Genomic DNA, 20,358 nt, shown 5'->3' on the forward strand with positions numbered 1-20,358 from the left:
ACCTTCTGGACTATAAGGAAAAATAATTATGGGTTCGCTGCATCGTTTGGCTGTTGTATGTGGATTGACGGCGCTGGTCGCCACCGCGGTGCATGCCGAGGACTGGCAGACGGCCAAGGACGAAGACGGTATCAAGGTGTCGCTGGCCGTGGTGCCGGGCTCCGATTACAAGGCTTACCGTGGCGTGACCACCATCAAGGCGTCGATCGCCAAGATTCGCGCCCTGCAGGAAGACGTGGCCGGCGCGTGTACCTGGACCCACGAGTGCAAGCTGCAGAAGCTGCTCAAGCACGAGGGTGACAAGGCCTGGACCTACACCCAGTTCAACACGCCGTGGCCGGTGACCCCGCGTGACTCGGTGCTGGAGATCACCACAGTGCAGGGCGCCGATGGCAGCCTGACCCGCAACCTGGAGGAGGTGCCGACCTACCTGCCGCCCGAGAAAGGCTTCGTGCGCGTGGCCCAGGTGCAGGGCTTCTGGAAACTGGTGCCCAAGGGTGCGGACAGCACCGAAGTGACCTACCAGGTGCACACCGAGCCGGGTGGTAGCGTGCCGTCGTTCGTGGCGAACAAGTTTGTGGTCGAGGCACCGTTCAATACGCTGAAAGAGCTGCGTACCAAGGCTGAGCAGTAAAGGTTGCAGCTGCAGCTGCAGCTGCAGCTACAGCTGCATCGGCACCACCGCGAACCGCCCTTGACCTTGATCCCGTGCGGCCCTTGATCTTGATTGTGTGCCCCATTAAGCGCCAGGGCCGACTGGAGGCGGCGAGCAAGCGGTCCGAGGCGGAGCCGAGGAAGACGGAACCGGAGACGCTTCTATTCCGGGCCGTCGTCCGCTTGATCGGCGCCGGAGGGAGGGGACCCGCAGCGAAGCGTAGGGACCAAGCAGGGGCAAGCCTTTTTTGCTTACTTTTTGTGGCGTTTGACAAAAAGTGAGCCGCCGTAAGGGCGGAAAGGTGATTGTGCATCACCCTTGATATTGGATATGTGCATGGCTTTCGAATCTCGCTTCTGAGGGATTCGGACATATCCATTTTCGTGGTGCGACCACCGACTGTTTCGGCCTTACGCCGACTCACTTTTTTTCAGACGCCAAAAAAAGTAAGCAAAAAACGCTTGCCCCTGCTTGGGCCCTCCGCTGCGCTACGGGTCCCCTCCTTCCGGCGTCGCTCAACGGGCAGACGGCACCCGCTATAGAAGCCTGCGGGTTACCGTCTCTTCGGCCTGCGGCCTCGGCCCTTCGGGCAGCCCGTTGATCGACGCCTCCAGTCGGCCCTGGCGCTTTACGGGGCATACAATCAAGATCAAAAGCCAGATCAAGATCAAGATCAAGATCAAGATCAAAATCAAGATCACAAGCAGATCACAAGCCAGATCAAGATCAGCAGCCAGGTCCAGGTTGCAGGCTGGATCTGGATCATTGGTGGATGGAAATAAAAAAGGCTGCCCGAGGGCAGCCTTTTTTTGCAGCTGGAAAACTTACTTGCGGTCTTCCAGCTTGCTCACGTCGCGCGAATCGTAGCCGGTGTACAGCTGGCGCGGGCGGCCGATCTTGTACGGGCTGGAGAGCATTTCCTTCCAGTGCGAGATCCAGCCCACGGTACGTGCCAGGGCGAAGATCACGGTGAACATGCTGGTTGGAATGCCGATCGCCTTGAGGATGATCCCCGAGTAGAAGTCGACGTTCGGGTACAGCGAGCGCTCGATGAAGTAAGGATCGGTAAGGGCGATCTCTTCCAGGCGCATGGCCAGTTCCAGCTGCGGGTCGTTCTTGATGCCCAGCTCTTTCAAGACTTCGTCGCAGGTCTGCTTCATCACGGTGGCGCGCGGGTCGCGGTTCTTGTAGACGCGGTGACCGAAGCCCATGAGCTTGAACGGATCGTTCTTGTCCTTGGCCTTGGCGATGAACTTGTCGATGTTGGACACATCGCCGATTTCATCGAGCATGGTCAGCACGGCTTCGTTCGCACCGCCGTGGGCAGGGCCCCACAGTGCGGCGATGCCGGCGGCGATACAGGCGAACGGGTTGGCACCCGACGAGCCTGCCAGGCGCACGGTGGACGTCGAGGCGTTCTGTTCGTGGTCGGCGTGCAGGATGAAGATGCGGTCCATGGCCTTGGCCAGGATTGGACTGATCGGTTTGATCTCGCACGGGGTGTTGAACATCATGTGCAGGAAGTTTTCCGCGTACGTCAGGTCGTTGCGCGGGTACATCATGGGTTGGCCCATGGAGTACTTGTACACCATCGCTGCCAGGGTCGGCATCTTGGCGACCAGGCGCACGGCGGAAATTTCGCGGTGCTGCGGGTTATTGATGTCCAGCGAGTCATGGTAGAACGCCGACAGGGCGCCAACCACGCCGCACATCACGGCCATCGGGTGGGCGTCGCGGCGGAAGCCGTTGAAGAAGGTCTTCAACTGCTCGTGCACCATGGTGTGGTTCTTCACGGTGCTGACGAACTGGGCCTTCTGCTCTGCCGTCGGCAGTTCGCCGTTGAGCAGCAGGTAGCAGGTTTCCAGGTAGTCGGATTTCTCGGCCAGCTGCTCGATCGGGTAGCCCCGGTGCAGCAGGATGCCGTTGTCACCATCGATGTAGGTGATCTTCGATTCGCACGAGGCGGTCGACATGAAACCAGGGTCGAAAGTGAAGCGGCCCGTGGAAGTCAGGCTTCGCACGTCGATAACATCGGGACCAACGGTGCCGGTTAAAATGGGCAGCTCGACGGGGGCTGCGCCCTCGATGATCAACTGCGCTTTTTTGTCAGCCATGTGGCCTCCTATTAATGCTTGAAATCATCAGACAGACCCCCCACGCAGGGCCCGCACCACTATAGTGAGATAAATCCGAATGTCAATTTGCTTAAAGTCAGGCTGTACAAGGCTTTTAGCGCGTTTTTTCATTGCTGATCCCTGCCATTTACGCCTTTTTTTCATATAGCGCAATCCGCCCTTTCGGGTAGGTCGGCGCGTTGTCATTAGTATCCTAACTGTCTATACTCGGCAGCCGACCGTCAGGGGCTTTTCAGCCCGTTTCCGCTGGCGTCGTCACTCCCTGGGTGGTGGGTACCTGACCAGTACACTTCCCGACAACTTGCCCTGCTTGCTAGGGGCTCTTCAGTGTGAAAAAAAGCCGTGAATAGCCAACGACCTGTAAACCTAGACCTAAGGACCATCAAACTCCCCATAACCGGCGTAACGTCGTTCCTTCATCGCGTATCGGGCATCATCCTGTTCCTGGGTATCGGCTTCATGCTTTATGCATTGGGCAAATCCCTGGGTTCGGAAGAAGGCTTCGCGTCCGTGAAGGACACCTTGACCAGCCCCCTGGCCAAGTTCGTTGCATGGGGTCTTTTGTCCTCCCTGCTGTATCACCTGGTGGCCGGTGTGCGCCATCTGATCATGGATGCCGGTATTGGTGAGACGCTGGAAGGCGGTCGCCGTGGCTCCAAAATCATCATCGCCGTTTCCGTGGTGCTGATCGTTCTGGCAGGAGTTTGGATATGGTAACCAGCGTTACGAATCTTTCGCGTTCGGGCCTCTACGACTGGATGGCACAGCGTGTGTCGGCGGTTGTCCTCGCGGCTTATTTCATTTTCCTGATCGGATACCTCGTTGCGCATCCGGGCATTGGTTTCGACCAATGGCATGCGCTGTTCTCCCACAACGCCATGCGCATCTTCAGCCTGTTGGCGCTGGTGGCCCTCAGTGCTCACGCCTGGGTCGGCATGTGGACCATCGCCACCGACTACCTGACGCCAATGGCGCTGGGCAAGGCGGCGACGGCAGTGCGTTTCCTGTTCCAGGCAGTATGCGGCGTAGCAATGTTCGCGTACTTCGTCTGGGGTGTGCAGATTCTTTGGGGTATCTGATTCATGGCTAGCATCAATTCAATGACTTTCGACGCCATCATCATCGGTGGTGGTGGCGCCGGCATGCGCGCTGCGCTGCAACTGGCACAGGGCGGTCACAAGACTGCCGTGGTCACCAAGGTGTTCCCGACCCGTTCGCACACCGTATCCGCCCAGGGTGGCATCACCTGCGCTATCGCCTCGGCCGACCCGAACGATGACTGGCGCTGGCACATGTACGATACCGTCAAGGGTTCCGACTACATCGGTGACCAGGACGCTATCGAATACATGTGTTCCGTAGGTCCGGAAGCCGTGTTCGAACTGGAACACATGGGTCTGCCGTTCTCCCGTACCGAGCAGGGCCGCATCTACCAGCGTCCGTTCGGTGGCCAGTCCAAGGACTTCGGTAAAGGTGGCCAGGCCGCTCGTACCTGCGCCGCTGCCGACCGTACCGGTCACGCGCTGCTGCACACCCTGTACCAGGCCAACCTGAAGGCCGGTACCGTATTCCTGAACGAATACTACGCCGTTGACCTGGTGAAGAACTCCGACGGCCAGTTCGTCGGCGTGATCGCCATCTGCATCGAAACCGGTGAAACCTCGTACATCCGCGCCGACGCGACCGTACTGGCTACTGGCGGTGCAGGCCGTATCTACTCGTCCACCACCAACGCCCTGATCAACACTGGTGACGGCGTGGGCATGGCCCTGCGTGCCGGCGTGCCGGTGCAGGACATCGAGATGTGGCAGTTCCACCCGACCGGCATCGCCGGCGCCGGTGTGCTGGTTACCGAAGGTTGCCGTGGTGAAGGTGGTTACCTGATCAACAAGCACGGCGAGCGTTTCATGGAGCGTTATGCGCCGAACGCGAAGGACCTGGCTGGTCGTGACGTGGTTGCCCGTTCGATGGTTAAAGAAATCATCGCCGGCAACGGTTGCGGTCCTGACGGCGACCACGTGATGCTGAAGCTCGACCACCTGGGCGAGGAAGTGCTGCACAGCCGCCTGCCTGGCATCTGCGAACTGTCGAAGACCTTCGCCCACGTTGACCCGGTCGTCGCGCCAGTTCCTGTGGTTCCAACCTGCCACTACATGATGGGCGGCATCGCCACCAACATTCATGGCCAGGCCATCACCCAGGACGCCGAAGGCAACGACACCATCATCCCTGGCCTGTTCGCAGTGGGTGAAGTGGCGTGCGTATCGGTGCACGGTGCCAACCGCCTGGGCGGCAACTCGCTGCTCGACCTGGTGGTGTTCGGCCGCGCCGCTGGCCTGCACCTGGAGCAGGCCCTGAGCGAAGGCGTGGAATACAGCCGCGCCAGCGACACCGACATCGAAGTGGCCCTGGCTCGCCTGAACGGCCTGAACACCCGTACCACCGGCGAAGACGTCGCTACCCTGCGCAAAGAACTGCAGCAGTGCATGCAGAACTACTTCGGCGTGTTCCGTACCGGCGAATACATGCAGAAGGGCATCGCCCAGCTGGCGACCCTGCGCGAGCGTATCGCCAACGTCAAGATCAACGACAAGAGCCAAGGCTTCAACACCGCTCGAATCGAAGCCCTTGAGCTGCAGAACCTGCTGGAAGTGGCCGAAGCCACCGCGATCGCCGCAGAGCATCGCAAAGAGTCCCGCGGCGCCCACGCCCGTGAAGACTACGAAGACCGCGACGATGAAAACTGGCTGTGCCACACCCTGTACTTCCCGGGTGAGAAGCGCGTTGCCAAGCGTGCTGTCAACTTCTCGCCGAAAACCGTTCCGACTTTCGAACCTAAAGTCCGGACTTACTAAGGGTGGCCGCCATGTTGCAAGTCAGTGTTTACCGCTACAACCCCGACGTGGATACCGCGCCGTCCATGCAGACCTTCCAGGTCGACACCGGCGGCAAGGACCTGATGGTCCTGGACGTGCTGGCGTTGATCAAGGAGCAGGACGAGGGTTTCTCGTACCGTCGCTCCTGCCGTGAGGGCGTTTGCGGCTCCGACGGCATGAACATCAACGGCAAGAACGGCCTGGCGTGCATCACGCCGCTGTCCGCTGTCGTAAAAGGTAACAAGTTGGTCATCCGTCCACTGCCAGGCTTGCCGGTAATCCGTGACCTGGTCGTCGATATGAGCATCTTCTACAAGCAGTACGAGAAGGTGAAGCCTTTCCTGCAGAACGACACGCCGGCCCCGGCCATCGAGCGTCTGCAGTCGCCGGAAGAGCGCGAGAAGCTGGACGGTCTGTACGAGTGCATCCTGTGCGCTTGCTGCTCGACTTCCTGCCCGTCCTTCTGGTGGAACCCGGACAAGTTCCTGGGCCCTGCTGCGCTGCTGCAAGCCTACCGTTTCCTGGCTGACAGCCGTGACACCAAGACCACAGAGCGTCTGGCGTCCCTGGATGACCCGTTCAGCGTGTTCCGCTGCCGGGGCATCATGAACTGCGTGAACGTTTGCCCCAAGGGTCTGAACCCTACCAAGGCGATCGGCCACGTACGTAACATGCTGCTGCAAAGCGGCGTTTGATACTGATACACCTGCTGTAACGTAAAGCGCCAGGGTGCGGGTCTTCTTCAGCCCGTACCCTGGTAACAACCAGAGCGTGGCCCACAAGGCCTTCGCTTTTAATTTTGAAGCAATGAGACCAGCAGGGGCATCCGGGCTGGTACCCGGACTACTTGCGTGATTTCTCGGTGGCTTGTTGTAGTCGCTGCACTCGGACTTATTCAAGCTTGCTGTGGCGTCAACGCCGGTGGAGTCCCCAAACGAGGGTGACCAAGCATGCAAGAAAGCGTGATGCAGCGCATGTGGAGCAGTGCCTACCTTTCCGGTGGTAACGCTGCCTATGTGGAAGAGCTCTACGAACTCTACCTGCACGACCCTAACGCTGTGCCAGAAGAGTGGCGCACCTACTTCCAGAAGCTGCCTGCCGATGGCGGCGCAGCTACCGATGTTTCGCACTCGACAATTCGCGATCATTTCGTGCTGCTGGCCAAAAACCAGCGCCGCGCCCAACCGGTTTCCGCCGGAAGCGTGAGCAGCGAGCACGAGAAGAAGCAAGTTGAAGTGCTGCGATTGATCCAGGCCTACCGCATGCGCGGCCATCAGGCGGCCCAGCTGGACCCGCTGGGGCTGTGGCAGCGACCTGCACCGGCAGACCTGTCAATCAATCATTACGGCATGACCAATGCCGATCTCGATACAACCTTCCGTGCCGGCGACCTGTTCATCGGCAAGGAGGAAGCGAGCCTACGTGAAATTCTCGAAGCGTTGCAGCAGACATATTGTCGCACCATCGGTTCGGAGTTCACTCACATCGTCGATTCCGAGCAACGCCAGTGGTTCCAGCAGCGTCTGGAAAGCGTGCGCGGCCGTCCGGTGTTCTCCGCTGACGTGAAGGGCCACGTGCTCGAGCGCGTTACCGCGGCAGAGGGCCTGGAGAAGTACCTGGGCACCAAGTACCCAGGCACCAAGCGCTTCGGTCTGGAAGGCGGCGAGAGCCTGATTCCGATGCTCGACGAGATGATCCAGCGTTCCGGCTCCTACGGCACCAAGGAAGTGGTCATCGGCATGGCCCACCGTGGCCGCCTGAACGTGCTGGTGAACACCTTCGGCAAGAACCCGCGCGAGCTGTTCGACGAGTTTGAAGGCAAGAAGAAGGTCGAGCTGGGCTCCGGTGACGTGAAGTACCACCAGGGCTTCTCGTCCAACGTGATGACCCCGGGCGGCGAAGTGCACCTGGCCATGGCGTTCAACCCGTCCCACCTGGAGATCGTATCGCCAGTGGTCGAGGGTTCCGTGCGCGCCCGCCAGGACCGCCGCAACGACGCGGTCGGCGACAAGGTGCTGCCGATTTCCATCCACGGTGACGCTGCGTTCGCAGGTCAGGGCGTGGTCATGGAAACCTTCCAGATGTCGCAGACCCGCGGTTTCAAGACCGGCGGCACCGTGCACATCGTGATCAACAACCAGGTCGGCTTCACCATCAGCAACCCGCGCGACTCGCGTTCCACCGAGTACGCCACCGACGTTGCCAAGATGATCCAGGCGCCGATCCTGCACGTGAACGGCGATGACCCGGAAGCGGTGCTGTTCGTCACCCAGCTGGCCGTCGACTACCGCATGCAGTTCAAGCGCGACATCGTCATCGACCTGGTGTGCTACCGCCGTCGCGGCCACAACGAGGCCGACGAGCCAAGCGGCACCCAGCCGCTGATGTACCAGCAGATCGCCAAGCAGCGCACCACTCGCGAACTGTACGCCGAGCGCCTGATCCAGGGCGGCAGCCTCAACGCCGACGCCGTGCAGGCCCAGGTGGACGAGTACCGCAACGCGCTGGACAACGGCCTGCACGTGGTGAAAAGCCTGGTCAAGGAACCGAACAAGGAACTGTTCGTGGACTGGCGCCCGTACCTGGGCCACGCCTGGACTGCGCGCCACGACACCCGCTTCGACCTCAAGACCCTGCAGGAACTGTCCGCCAAGCTGCTGGAAATTCCGGAAGGCTTCGTGGTGCAGCGCCAGGTCGCGAAGATCTACGAAGACCGCCAGAAGATGCAGGCCGGTGGCTTGCCGATCAACTGGGGCTACGCCGAAACCATGGCCTACGCCACCCTGGCCTTCGAAGGCCACCCGGTGCGCATGACCGGCCAGGACATCGGTCGCGGCACGTTCTCGCACCGTCACGCGGTCCTGCACAACCAGAAGGATGCTTCCACCTATATCCCTCTGCAGAACCTGTACGCCGGCCAGCCACGTTTCGACCTGTACGATTCGTTCCTGTCCGAAGAAGCGGTACTGGCGTTCGAATACGGCTACTCCACCACCATGCCTAACGCGCTGGTGATCTGGGAAGCCCAGTTCGGTGACTTCGCCAACGGTGCCCAGGTAGTGATCGACCAGTTCATCACCAGCGGCGAGCACAAGTGGGGTCGCCTGTGCGGTCTGACCATGCTGCTGCCACACGGTTATGAAGGGCAGGGCCCGGAGCACTCCTCCGCGCGTCTGGAGCGTTACCTGCAGCTGTGCGCTGAGCACAACATCCAGGTGTGCGTGCCGACGACCCCTGCACAGATCTACCACCTGCTGCGTCGCCAGGTCATCCGTCCGCTGCGCAAGCCGCTGGTGGTCCTGACGCCGAAGTCGCTGCTGCGTCACAAGCTGGCGGTCTCGACCCTGGAAGACCTGGCCGAAGGCTCCTTCCAGACCGTTATCCCGGAAGTCGACGCCATCGAGCCGGCCAAGGTCAAGCGCCTGGTGCTGTGCAGCGGCAAGGTCTACTACGACCTGCTGGAAAAACGTCGTGCCGAAGGCCGTGATGACATCGCGATCGTGCGTCTGGAGCAACTGTACCCGTTCCCTGAAGACGACCTGATGGAGACGCTCGCCCCGTACACCAACCTCGAGAACGTGGTGTGGTGCCAGGAAGAGCCGATGAACCAGGGCGCCTGGTACAGCAGCCAGCACCACATGCGTCGCAGCTTCAACAACCACAAGAAGGGCCTGGTCCTGGAATACGCCGGTCGCGATGCTTCGGCCGCGCCAGCCTGTGGTTACGCTTCGATGCACGCCGAGCAGCAGGAAAAACTGCTGCAAGACGCATTCACCGTTTGATGCCATCGCGCACAAGAAACCGAATTTAAGGAACCACTGATAATGGCTATCGAGATCAAAGCCCCTACTTTCCCGGAATCGGTTGCCGATGGCACCGTTGCCACTTGGCACAAGCAACCGGGCGAAGCCGTCAAGCGCGACGAGCTGATTGTCGACATCGAGACCGACAAAGTAGTGCTGGAAGTACTCGCCACCGCTGACGGCGTCCTGGGCGCCATCGTCAAGGGCGAGGGCGAAACCGTCCTGTCCGACGAAGTCCTGGGCTCCATCGTTGAAGGCGGCGCCGCTGCCGCCGCTCCGGCTGCCGCGCCTGCCGCTGCCGCTGCTGCACCTGCTGCTGCCGCCGCTGGCGACGAAGACGCCATCGGCGCGCCGGCTGCGCGCAAGCTGGCCGAAGAAAACGGCATTGCCCTGAGCAGCATCAAGGGCACTGGCAAGGACGGCCGCGTGACCAAGGAAGACGTGGTTGCCGCCATCGAAGCCAAGAAGTCCGCACCTGCTGCCGCCCCGGCTGCCAAGCCTGCCGCTGCCGCTGCTGCCGCCCCTGTGCTGGCCGCCGGTGACCGCGTTGAAAAACGCGTGCCGATGACCCGCCTGCGCGCCAAGGTTGCCGAGCGCCTGGTCGAAGCCCAGTCGAACATGGCCATGCTGACCACTTTCAACGAAGTCGACATGACTGAGGTCATGGCCCTGCGTTCGAAGTACAAGGACCTGTTCGAGAAGTCCCACAACGGCGTGCGCCTGGGCTTCATGTCGTTCTTCGTTAAGGCTGCCACCGAAGCGCTGAAGCGCTTCCCTGCGGTCAACGCCTCGATCGACGGCGCCGACATCGTCTACCACGGCTACGCTGACGTCGGCGTTGCCGTGTCCAGCGACCGCGGCCTGGTCGTGCCAGTACTGCGTAACGCCGAGCTGATGAGCCTGGCCGAAATCGAAGGCGGCATCGCCACCTTCGGCAAGAAGGCGCGCGACGGCAAGCTGTCGATGGAAGAAATGACTGGTGGTACCTTCACCATCACCAACGGCGGTACCTTCGGTTCGATGATGTCGACCCCGATCGTCAACCCGCCACAGGCCGCTATCCTGGGCATGCACAACATCATCCAGCGCCCGATGGCCGTCAACGGTCAGGTCGTGATCCGTCCGATGATGTACCTGGCGCTGTCCTACGACCACCGCCTGATCGACGGTAAAGAAGCCGTTACCTTCCTGGTGACCATCAAGAACCTGCTCGAAGATCCGGCTCGTCTGCTGCTGGACATCTGACAAAGCAGCCGAAAGCTGTAAGCTACGAGCCTCAAGCCGTCCGCGGCGGGGCTCTGGCCTGCAGCTTGCGGCTTGAAGCTTGAAGCTAATAGGAAGCTATTTATGACTCAGAAATTCGACGTGGTAGTGATTGGTGCGGGCCCTGGCGGCTACGTGGCCGCCATCAAGGCAGCACAGCTCGGTCTTTCGACTGCCTGCATCGAGAAGTACACCGACAAGGAAGGCAAACTGGCCCTGGGCGGTACCTGCCTGAACGTCGGCTGCATTCCTTCCAAGGCGCTGCTGGACAGCTCCTGGAAATTCCACGAAGCCCAGGACGGTTTCGCCATCCACGGTATCGGCCACAGCGGCGTGACCATGGACGTGCCAGCGATGGTCGGCCGCAAGGCCAACATCGTCAAGGGCCTGACTTCCGGCGTTGCCACCCTGTTCAAGGCCAACGGCGTCACTTCGATCCAGGGCCACGGCAAGCTGCTGGCTGGCAAAAAAGTCGAAGTCACCAAGCCTGACGGCACCACCGAAGTCATCGAAGCCGAGAACGTCATCCTGGCCTCCGGTTCGCGTCCGATCGACATCCCGCCGGCTCCGGTCGACAACAAGGTCATCGTCGACTCCACCGGCGCCCTGGAATTCCAGGCCGTGCCAAAACGCCTGGGCGTGATCGGCGCTGGCGTCATCGGCCTGGAGCTGGGTTCGGTATGGTCGCGCCTCGGCGCGCAGGTGACCGTGCTGGAAGCCCTGGACACCTTCCTGATGGCCGCTGACACCGCCGTCTCGAAAGAAGCCTACAAGACCCTGACCAAGCAAGGCCTGGACATCAAGCTGGGCGCGCGCGTCACCGGCTCCAAGGTCAACGGCGAAGAAGTCGTGGTCACCTACACCGACGCCAACGGCGAACAGAACATCACCTTCGACAAGCTGATCGTTGCCGTGGGCCGTCGCCCAGTGACCACCGACCTGCTGGCCGCCGACAGCGGCGTGAACATCGACGAGCGTGGCTTCATCTTCGTCGACGATCACTGCACCACCAGCGTGCCTGGCGTCTACGCCATCGGTGACGTGGTACGTGGCATGATGCTGGCCCACAAGGCCTCGGAAGAGGGCATCATGGTCGTCGAGCGCATCAAGGGTCACAAGACCCAGATGAACTACGACCTGATCCCATCGGTTATCTACACCCACCCGGAAATTGCATGGGTCGGTAAAACCGAACAGGCCTTGAAGGCTGAAGGCGTTGAAGTTAACGTGGGCACCTTCCCGTTCGCCGCCAGTGGCCGTGCCATGGCAGCAAACGATACCGGCGGTTTTGTAAAAGTTATCGCTGATGCCAAGACTGACCGCGTGCTGGGTGTCCATGTAATTGGCCCAAGCGCCGCAGAACTGGTTCAGCAGGGCGCGATCGGCATGGAATTCGGCACTAGCGCCGAAGACCTCGGGATGATGGTTTTCTCCCACCCGACCCTGTCCGAAGCACTGCATGAAGCAGCGCTGGCCGTGAATGGCGGTGCCATCCACGTTGCCAACCGTAAAAAGCGTTAAGTGAAACAATAAGAAACCACGACGGGCCGCCCGTCGTGAGTCTTGCGTGCACGACTCACCGCGGAAAGTTCGTCGGACTCACCCCGCAGGCCAACAGGGACCACGCATCCTTGAAAGCCTGCGAGCAGCAGTCACAGGTGGCGCGGCACTCCACAGAGAGCGCAGCGCCGAAGCGCAGTACCTAACGAAGACGGTAATAAGCATGAATCTTCACGAGTATCAGGGTAAGCAGCTGTTCGCTGAATACGGCCTGCCAGTATCCAAGGGTTACGCGGTAGACACCCCGGAAGAAGCTGCAGCAGCTTGCGAAAAAATCGGCGGGACTGAATGGGTCGTCAAGGCTCAGGTCCACGCGGGTGGTCGCGGTAAAGCGGGCGGCGTAAAGCTGGTTCGCAGCAAAGAAGACGCCAAGGCCTTCGCACAGCAGTGGCTGGGCAAGCGCCTGGTGACTTACCAGACTGACGCCAATGGCCAGCCTGTTACCAAGATCCTGGTTGAATCCTGCACCGATATCGCCAAAGAGCTGTATCTGGGCGCAGTAGTCGACCGCTCCAGCCGTCGTATCGTGTTCATGGCTTCCACCGAAGGTGGCGTGGACATCGAGAAGATCGCTCACGACACTCCTGAAAAGATTCTGAAAGCTACCATCGACCCACTGGTCGGCGCACAGCCGTTCCAGGGTCGCGACCTGGCGTTCCAGCTGGGTCTGGAAGGCAAGCAGGTTGCCCAGTTCGCCAAGATCTTCGTTGGCCTGGCCAAGCTGTTCCAGGACCACGACCTGGCCCTGCTGGAAGTCAACCCGCTGGTGATCAAGGCCGACGGCGACCTGCACTGCCTCGATGCCAAGATCAACATCGACGCCAACGCCATGTACCGTCAGCCCAAGCTGAAGACGTTCCATGACCCGTCGCAAGACGACGCCCGTGAAGCCCACGCTGCCAAGTTCGAACTGAACTACGTAGCACTGGAAGGCAACATCGGCTGCATGGTCAACGGTGCCGGCCTGGCCATGGGTACCATGGACATCGTCAACCTGCACGGCGGCAAGCCTGCCAACTTCCTGGACGTGGGCGGCGGCGCTACCAAAGAGCGCGTGACCGAAGCGTTCAAGATCATCCTGTCCGACTCCAACGTCGCCGCAGTACTGGTCAACATCTTCGGCGGCATCGTTCGCTGCGACATGATTGCCGAAGGCATCATCGGCGCCGTGAAAGAAGTCGGCGTGAAAATCCCGGTCGTTGTGCGCCTTGAAGGCAACAACGCTGACCTGGGCGCCAAAGTACTGGCAGAAAGCGGTCTGAACATCATCGCTGCCACCAGCCTGACCGACGCTGCTCAACAAGTCGTTAAAGCTGCGGAGGGCAAGTAATGAGCGTCCTGATCAATAAAGATACCAAAGTCATCTGCCAGGGCTTCACCGGCTCGCAGGGTACTTTCCACTCCGAACAAGCCATCGCCTACGGCACCAAGATGGTTGGCGGCGTGACCCCAGGCAAGGGTGGTACCACCCACCTGAACCTGCCAGTGTTCAACACCGTTGCCGAGGCTGTAAAAGCCACCGGCGCCACCGCCAGCGTGATCTACGTACCGGCTCCGTTCTGCAAGGACTCCATCCTTGAAGCGGCGTTCGGCGGCATCAAGCTGATCATCTGCATCACCGAAGGCATTCCTACCCTGGACATGCTGGATGCCAAGGTCAAGTGCGACGAGCTGGGTGTTACCCTGATCGGCCCGAACTGCCCAGGCGTCATCACTCCGGGCGAGTGCAAGATCGGCATCATGCCAGGTCACATCCACTTGCCAGGCAAGGTAGGCATCGTGTCGCGTTCCGGCACCCTGACCTACGAAGCCGTGAAGCAGACCACCGACGCCGGCTTCGGCCAGTCGACCTGCGTCGGCATCGGCGGTGACCCGATCCCGGGCTCCAACTTCATCGACATCCTGAAGCTGTTCCAGGAAGACCCGAAGACCGAGGCGATCGTGATGATCGGCGAGATCGGCGGTTCGGCTGAAGAAGAAGCGGCTGCCTACATCAAGGCCAACGTGACCAAGCCGGTCGTGTCCTACATCGCTGGTGTGACTGCCCCTCCAGGCAAGCGCATGGGCCACGCAGGCGCAATCATCTCCGGCGGCAAGGGCACTGCAGACGAGAAGTTCGCTGCCCTGCAAGACGCTGGCGTGAAAACCGTGCGTTCGCTGGCTGACATCGGCAAGGCCCTGGCCGAGCTGACTGGCTGGGAAATCAAGAAGGCCTGAGCCTTCGTTGATTAGCTGAGCCAACAAAGGCCACCTTCGGGTGGCCTTTGTCGTTTTCGGAGGTGGAAAGGTGAAACGTTTCGCCTGACGAAATCGGCAAAAAATGTCCCCCGTGCGACATTACCGCGCGTTCATCGGACAGTACGTGCAATAACAGTGCGTTTATCGCCCGAATCCGATACGCTAGCCGCCATCTCTGCGATTTGCCCCCAAAAGGGGTAGCCGCACGCTGTAAGGGCCTTGGCTTATCCAGCCTGGCCGCATTTCCCTGACCCATGGGAGATCCCTCTCTAAATTCCGATTCAGTAGTGTGGATTCCTTAATGAAAGTGTTGAAAGGCCAGGACATCCTGGCACTTGGTTTCATGACGTTCGCGTTGTTCGTAGGTGCTGGCAACATCATCTTCCCACCGATCGTCGGCCTGCAGGCCGGCCCTCACGCGTGGATGGCGGCCTTCGGCTTCCTGATCACCGCCGTGGGCCTGCCCGTGGTGACCGTGGTCGCCCTGGCGAAAGTCGGCGGCGGCATGGACGCGCTCAGCAGCCCCATCGGCAAGGTCGCCGGCGGCCTGCTGGCGGCTGTCGCGTACCTGGCCGTGGGCCCGCTGTTCGCCACCCCACGTACGGCCACCGTGTCGTTCGAAGTGGGCCTGGCGCCCCTGACCGGCGACAGCCCGACCGCGCTGTTCTGCTACAGCCTGGTGTACTTCATCGTCGTGCTGGCGGTGTCGATGTACCCTGGCAAGCTGCTCGATACCGTGGGCCGCTTCCTGGCACCGCTGAAAATCATCGCCCTGGCCGCGCTCGGCATTGCCGCGTTCATGCTGCCTGCCGGCCCCGTGGGTGACGCGCAACCGGCCTACCAGGCCGCGCCGTTCTCCAATGGCTTCATCAACGGCTACCTGACCATGGACACCCTGGGTGCCCTGGTCTTCGGCATCGTCATCGTCAACGCCATCCGCTCGCGCGGCGTCGAGTCGCCGAAGCTGATCACCCGCTACGCCATCATCGCCGGCCTGATCGCCGGTGTCGGCCTGGCGCTGGTGTACGTCAGCCTGTTCCGCCTGGGTGAAGGCAGCCACATCATCGCGGCCGACGCCACCAACGGCGCCATGGTCCTGCACGCCTACGTGCAGCACACCTTCGGCTCCCTGGGCAGCGGTTTCCTTGCCGTGCTGATCTCCCTGGCGTGCCTGGTGACTGCCGTGGGCCTGACCTGCGCCTGTGCCGAGTACTTCAGCAAGTGCCTGCCGCTGTCGTACAAGACCCTGGTGGTGCTGCTGGCCGGCTTCTCGCTGCTGGTGTCGAACCTGGGCCTGACCAAGCTGATTGCCTTCTCGATCCCGGTGCTGACCGCCATCTACCCGCCGTGCATCGCGCTGGTGGCGTTGAGCTTCTGCAAGGAGTTCTTCAGCTCGCCGACTCGCGTGTTCGCGCCGGTGATGGGTGTGTCGCTGCTGTTCGGCCTGGTTGATGCCCTCAAGGGCGCCGGTTTCACCGAATGGCTGCCGGCCTCCCTGGCCAACCTGCCGCTGAGCGACCAGGGCCTGGCGTGGCTGGTGCCTTCGGTGGTCACCCTGGTGGCTGCCGTGGTCTACGACCGCGTGATGGGCAAGGCCCGCGAAGCGGTTGCCTGACACCCGGTAGCAAACCTTTGCCGGCGGCCACAAGCCGCCCAGGCAATATCGAAATGCCCTGCATCGACGGATGCAGGGCATTTTTTATGCCTGGCCGAAAAACACCCGTAGCAGCAACTGTCTTGAAGCGGCGTCGTCTGCATCGCGACGCAATCGACGAGGTACACGTAGCCTCGTAGCAGCGGCCGTAGGCCGCGTCCGAGCACGCCGCCCATCCCCCGGCATACCGCGCCGTAGCCGGACGCAGCCTGCGGCAGCTGCTACGGGGGCGTGCTATACCCTTTGGGCGAACCCCAAGGAGGAACACCCCATGAGCATCCCGTTCTGGTGCATTTTCATTGCCGCGCTGTTGATCTACATCGCCCGTATCCCCGTGGCCAAGGCCATGAAAGAGCAGGGCGGCTACGACAACCACAACCCCCGCGCCCAGCAGGCGCGCCTCACCGGCCTGGGCGCGCGGGCGGTGGCGGCGCACCAGAACAGCTTCGAAGCCTTCATTCTGTTTGCGGTAGGCGTGCTGATGGCGCACACCACCCAGACGCAGGGCTGGTTCGTCGACCTGCTGGCCATCGTCTTCATCATTGCGCGGGTTATTTACCTGTACCTGTACCTCAACGACAGGGCGTCGTTGCGTTCGCTGGTATGGATGGTGGGGGTGGTGTGTTCATTGTTGTTGATGCTGACGCCGGTTTATCGTTATTGGGTGTTATCCACGCTGCAATAAAGTTCAATGTCCGGAAACAAAAAAGCCCGGCAATCGGCCGGGCTTTATTGTATGCGTCAACCGCCAATCAGTTCTTGGCAGGTTCGCTCGGGGTAGTGGCCTGAGGCGCTGGAGTCTGCACGTTGGAAGCACCGTCGGAGTTCTCCTTGGCGCGTTCCTGGTTGGCTTCGTCGTTGGATTTGGCAGCTTCGGCGTTTTCTTTAGCGGCGTCGTTCATTTTATCCTGAGCGTCGTCCATCTTCTGTTGTGCTTGTTCGGCGTGTTGCTGCGCATCCTGGGCTTTGTCCTCGGATTTTTTATCGCAAGCAGCCAGGCCCAGGGAAGCGGCCAGCATCAGGGCATAAGCTAAAGTTTTACGCATGGGGTGTTTCTCCTTATTGAAGATATCTACTTTCCCTTCGAACGCGGCCCGGCAACTTAAGTTCCGTGGCAGTGCACGATATATAAGTGTTGGATCCATATAGACTTTTTGTTCACGGTGTGCTGTTTCGAAAAACAATAACCAAGGCCTCAGCCATGACCGATTCACCGTTGTTACAGCAAGCCCGGCGGTTCATCAGTGCGTTGCCGCATTGCCAGATCATTGGCCTGAGTGTCAGTGCCATTGATCAGCAGGGCGTCACCTTGGTGCTGCCTTATTCGCCGGCCATTGTCGGCAACCCGCAGACGGGGGTTATCCATGGCGGTGCGGTGACAACCCTGATGGACACCACGTGCGGCATTGCCACCCTGTGCGTGCTGCCGCAGTTCGAGGTGTGCCCGACCCTGGACCTGCGCATCGACTACATTCACCCCGCCCAGGCGCACAAGGCCATCTACGGCCATGCCCAGTGCTACCGGGTGACGCGCGATGTGATCTTCACCAGGGGCTTTGCCTACCAGGACAGCGCCGATGAACCGATCGCCCAGGTGGTGGGCACCTTCATGCGCCTGGGCAAGGGCGTGAAGGGCAGCGCCGCCTTCGCCGGTGCCCTGGGAGGCCAGCCATGATCGATCAAGCCCTGCGCGAACGGCTGCGCGTGGCCCACGCCGACAATGACTACGCGCCGCTGCTGGCGTTGATTCCCTACGCGACGCTGATCGGCATCCAGTGCCGGCGTGAGGAGGAGGGCGTGCTGTTCATCTTGCCGGCCAACCGCGGCAATATTGGTAACCCGTTGTTGCCTGCCATTCACGGCGGCGTGATCGCCGGCTTCATGGAACTGGCGGCGGCGCTGCAGCTGATCCTGTTCACCGAGACCGGGCAGGTGCCGAAGATCATCGACTTTTCCATTGATTACCTGCGTGCCGGGCTGTTCCGCGACACCTTCGCGCGCTGCCAGTTGTGGCGCCAGGGGCGGCGCGTTACCAACGTGGCCATCACCGCCTGGCAGGCCGACCCGGCCGAGCCCATCGCCACCGCGCGGGCGCATTTCAAGATTGATGAAAGTCCTGCCCCTTGAAATCACCGGGGCTGCCCCCATCTGATTGTCATCCCGCCGCAAATGCGCTTGAGCCCGCGGCCTGTGCCATCTGATTGGAGTTTGATGACCATGAGTGTGGAAACTCAAAAAGAAACCCTGGGCTTCCAGACCGAGGTGAAGCAGCTGCTGCACCTCATGATCCATTCGCTGTATTCCAACAAGGAAATTTTCCTTCGCGAATTGATCTCCAACGCATCCGACGCTGTCGACAAACTGCGCTTCGAAGCGCTGTCCAAGCCCGACCTGCTGGAAGGCGGCGCCGAGCTGAAAATCCGCGTGAGCTTCGACAAGGCGGCCAACACCGTCACCCTCGAAGACAACGGCATCGGCATGAACCGTGACGACGTGATCACCCACCTGGGTACCATCGCCAAGTCCGGCACCGCCGACTTCATGAAGAACCTCACCGGCGACCAGAAGAAAGATTCGCACCTGATCGGCCAGTTCGGCGTGGGCTTCTACTCCGCGTTCATCGTTGCCGACCAGGTCGACGTGTACAGCCGTCGCGCCGGTACTGCCGCCAGCGAAGGCGTGCACTGGTCGTCGAAGGGTGAGGGCGAGTTCGAAGTCGCGACCATCGACAAGGCCGACCGCGGCACCCGCATCGTCCTGCACCTCAAGCCAGCCGAGTCCGAGTTCGCTGATGGCTGGCGCCTGCGCAACATCATCAAGAAGTACTCCGACCACATCGCCCTGCCGATCGAGCTGCCCAAAGAACAGGCTGCTGCCGAAGGTGAGGAACAGCCTGCCGCCGAATGGGAAACCGTCAACCGCGCCAGCGCCCTGTGGACCCGTCCGCGCACCGAGGTGAAGGACGAGGAATACCAGGAGTTCTACAAGCACATCGCCCACGACCACGAGAACCCGCTGAGCTGGAGCCATAACAAGGTCGAAGGCAAGCTGGAATACAACTCGCTGTTGTACGTGCCGGCCCGCGCGCCGTTCGACCTGTACCAGCGCGAAGCGCCACGCGGCCTGAAGCTGTACGTGCAGCGCGTGTTCGTGATGGACCAGGCCGAGTCGTTCCTGCCGCTGTACCTGCGCTTCATCAAGGGCGTGGTCGATTCCAACGACCTGTCGCTGAACGTGTCGCGGGAAATCCTGCAGAAAGACCCGATCATCGACTCCATGAAGACCGCCCTGACCAAGCGCGTGCTGGACATGCTGGAGAAGCTGGCCAAGAACGAGCCTGAGCAGTACAAGGGCTTCTGGAAGAACTTCGGCCAGGTCATCAAGGAAGGCCCGGCCGAAGACTTCGCCAACAAGGAAAAGATCGCCGGCCTGCTGCGCTTCGCGTCCACCCATGACGACAGCGGCGAGCAGACCGTGTCCCTGGCCGACTACCTGGCGCGCGCCAAGGAAGGCCAGGACAAGATCTACTTCCTCACCGGCGAGAGCTACGCGCAGGTCAAGAACAGCCCGCACCTGGAAGTCTTCCGCAAGAAAGGCATCGAAGTGCTGCTGCTGACCGACCGTATCGACGAGTGGCTGATGAGCTACCTGACCGACTTCGACGGCAAGGGCTTCGTCGACGTGGCCCGTGGCGACCTGGACCTGGGCAAGCTGGATTCGGAAGAAGACAAGAAAGCCCAGGAAGAAGTGGCCAAGGACAAGGAAGGCCTGATCGAGCGCCTGAAAGCCGCCCTGGGTGACAGCGTCAGCGAAGTGCGCGTGTCGCACCGCCTGACCGATTCGCCAGCCATCCTGGCCATCGGTGAGCAGGACCTGGGCCTGCAGATGCGCCAGATCCTGGAAGCCAGCGGCCAGAAGGTGCCTGAGTCGAAGCCGATCTTCGAGTTCAACCCAAGCCACCCGCTGATCGAGAAGCTGGATCACGAGCAGAGCGAAGATCGTTTCGCCGACTTCTCGCACATCCTCTTCGACCAGGCGGCCCTGGCCGCCGGCGACAGCCTCAAGGACCCGGCCGCCTACGTGCGCCGCCTGAACAAGCTGCTGGTCGAACTGTCCGTTTAAACTGTTGCAGCAAAAACCCGCTTCGGCGGGTTTTTGCGTTTAAGTCCCACTC

Annotated in this window: 17 protein-coding genes; 15 read left to right on the top strand and 2 right to left on the bottom strand. The window is 61.0% G+C overall.

Translation table 11 applies throughout. The features are described 5' to 3' along the window. Positions 1–28: 28 nt before the first annotated feature. Positions 29–634, top strand: a complete 606-nt coding sequence (locus AC0J42_RS09300; protein ID WP_416423268.1) for an START domain-containing protein — start codon at positions 29–31, stop codon at positions 632–634. A gap of 845 nt (positions 635–1,479) precedes the next feature. Here AC0J42_RS09300 and gltA read toward each other — a convergent pair. Continuing rightward, positions 1,480–2,769 carry a citrate synthase gene (gene gltA, locus AC0J42_RS09305; protein ID WP_416423270.1) on the bottom strand — a complete coding sequence of 430 codons (1,290 nt, stop codon included), beginning with the start codon at positions 2,767–2,769 and terminating at the stop codon, positions 1,480–1,482. Positions 2,770–3,132: 363 nt separating this feature from the next. Between gltA and sdhC the strand changes: the two genes are divergently transcribed. The 11 genes from sdhC to AC0J42_RS09360 all read left to right on the top strand — a co-directional run bounded on the left by sdhC (position 3,133) and on the right by AC0J42_RS09360 (position 16,869). Next, on the top strand, positions 3,133–3,507 hold the full coding sequence (gene sdhC / locus AC0J42_RS09310; RefSeq protein ID WP_008372071.1) for a succinate dehydrogenase, cytochrome b556 subunit: 375 nt from the start codon (positions 3,133–3,135) through the stop codon (positions 3,505–3,507). Then, positions 3,501–3,869: a succinate dehydrogenase, hydrophobic membrane anchor protein gene (gene sdhD, locus AC0J42_RS09315; RefSeq protein ID WP_416423271.1), complete on the top strand. Its 369-nt coding sequence runs from the start codon at positions 3,501–3,503 to the stop codon at positions 3,867–3,869. The genes sdhC and sdhD overlap by 7 nt, the downstream gene beginning before the upstream one ends. Before the next feature lie 3 nt (positions 3,870–3,872). Next, complete coding sequence (gene sdhA, locus AC0J42_RS09320; protein ID WP_416423272.1) at positions 3,873–5,645, top strand: succinate dehydrogenase flavoprotein subunit; 1,773 nt, start codon at positions 3,873–3,875, stop codon at positions 5,643–5,645. 11 nt (positions 5,646–5,656) lie between these two features. Beyond that, a complete protein-coding gene (locus tag AC0J42_RS09325; protein WP_473005929.1) occupies positions 5,657–6,361 on the top strand; it encodes a succinate dehydrogenase iron-sulfur subunit in 705 nt (234 codons plus the stop codon). A 255-nt stretch (positions 6,362–6,616) separates the two neighbouring features. Further along, on the top strand, positions 6,617–9,448 hold the full coding sequence (locus AC0J42_RS09330; RefSeq protein WP_473005930.1) for a 2-oxoglutarate dehydrogenase E1 component: 2,832 nt from the start codon (positions 6,617–6,619) through the stop codon (positions 9,446–9,448). A gap of 42 nt (positions 9,449–9,490) precedes the next feature. Next, positions 9,491–10,714, top strand: coding sequence for a 2-oxoglutarate dehydrogenase complex dihydrolipoyllysine-residue succinyltransferase (gene odhB, locus AC0J42_RS09335; RefSeq protein WP_473005932.1), 1,224 nt, complete (start codon positions 9,491–9,493; stop codon positions 10,712–10,714). A 102-nt stretch (positions 10,715–10,816) separates the two neighbouring features. Continuing rightward, positions 10,817–12,253: a dihydrolipoyl dehydrogenase gene (gene lpdA, locus AC0J42_RS09340; RefSeq protein WP_473005934.1), complete on the top strand. Its 1,437-nt coding sequence runs from the start codon at positions 10,817–10,819 to the stop codon at positions 12,251–12,253. A gap of 202 nt (positions 12,254–12,455) precedes the next feature. Beyond that, entirely contained in the window at positions 12,456–13,622 is a 1,167-nt protein-coding gene (gene sucC, locus AC0J42_RS09345; protein ID WP_416427566.1) for an ADP-forming succinate--CoA ligase subunit beta, read from the top strand. Next, positions 13,622–14,509 (top strand): succinate--CoA ligase subunit alpha, encoded by an 888-nt coding sequence (gene sucD / locus AC0J42_RS09350; RefSeq protein WP_158155878.1) that lies wholly within the window; start codon positions 13,622–13,624, stop codon positions 14,507–14,509. The genes sucC and sucD overlap by 1 nt, the downstream gene beginning before the upstream one ends. Before the next feature lie 322 nt (positions 14,510–14,831). Then, entirely contained in the window at positions 14,832–16,145 is a 1,314-nt protein-coding gene (gene brnQ, locus AC0J42_RS09355; RefSeq protein ID WP_473005935.1) for a branched-chain amino acid transport system II carrier protein, read from the top strand. Between the two features lie 310 nt (positions 16,146–16,455). Continuing rightward, positions 16,456–16,869, top strand: coding sequence for an MAPEG family protein (locus AC0J42_RS09360; protein ID WP_473005936.1), 414 nt, complete (start codon positions 16,456–16,458; stop codon positions 16,867–16,869). A 67-nt stretch (positions 16,870–16,936) separates the two neighbouring features. On the opposite strand, the gene AC0J42_RS09365 is transcribed toward AC0J42_RS09360, so the two are convergent. After that, complete coding sequence (locus AC0J42_RS09365) at positions 16,937–17,230, bottom strand: hypothetical protein (RefSeq protein ID WP_008372097.1); 294 nt, start codon at positions 17,228–17,230, stop codon at positions 16,937–16,939. A gap of 155 nt (positions 17,231–17,385) precedes the next feature. Between AC0J42_RS09365 and AC0J42_RS09370 the strand changes: the two genes are divergently transcribed. From AC0J42_RS09370 to htpG, 3 genes are all read left to right on the top strand, one after another. After that, positions 17,386–17,859 (top strand): PaaI family thioesterase, encoded by a 474-nt coding sequence (locus tag AC0J42_RS09370; RefSeq protein ID WP_473005937.1) that lies wholly within the window; start codon positions 17,386–17,388, stop codon positions 17,857–17,859. Next, positions 17,856–18,311: a PaaI family thioesterase gene (locus AC0J42_RS09375; protein ID WP_473005938.1), complete on the top strand. Its 456-nt coding sequence runs from the start codon at positions 17,856–17,858 to the stop codon at positions 18,309–18,311. The genes AC0J42_RS09370 and AC0J42_RS09375 overlap by 4 nt, the downstream gene beginning before the upstream one ends. Positions 18,312–18,401: 90 nt before the next feature. Beyond that, positions 18,402–20,306: a molecular chaperone HtpG gene (gene htpG / locus AC0J42_RS09380; protein ID WP_416423281.1), complete on the top strand. Its 1,905-nt coding sequence runs from the start codon at positions 18,402–18,404 to the stop codon at positions 20,304–20,306. The last annotated feature ends 52 nt before the right edge of the window (positions 20,307–20,358 follow it).

The sequence above is a fragment of the Pseudomonas sp. Tav-5-1A genome (assembly GCF_055755055.1).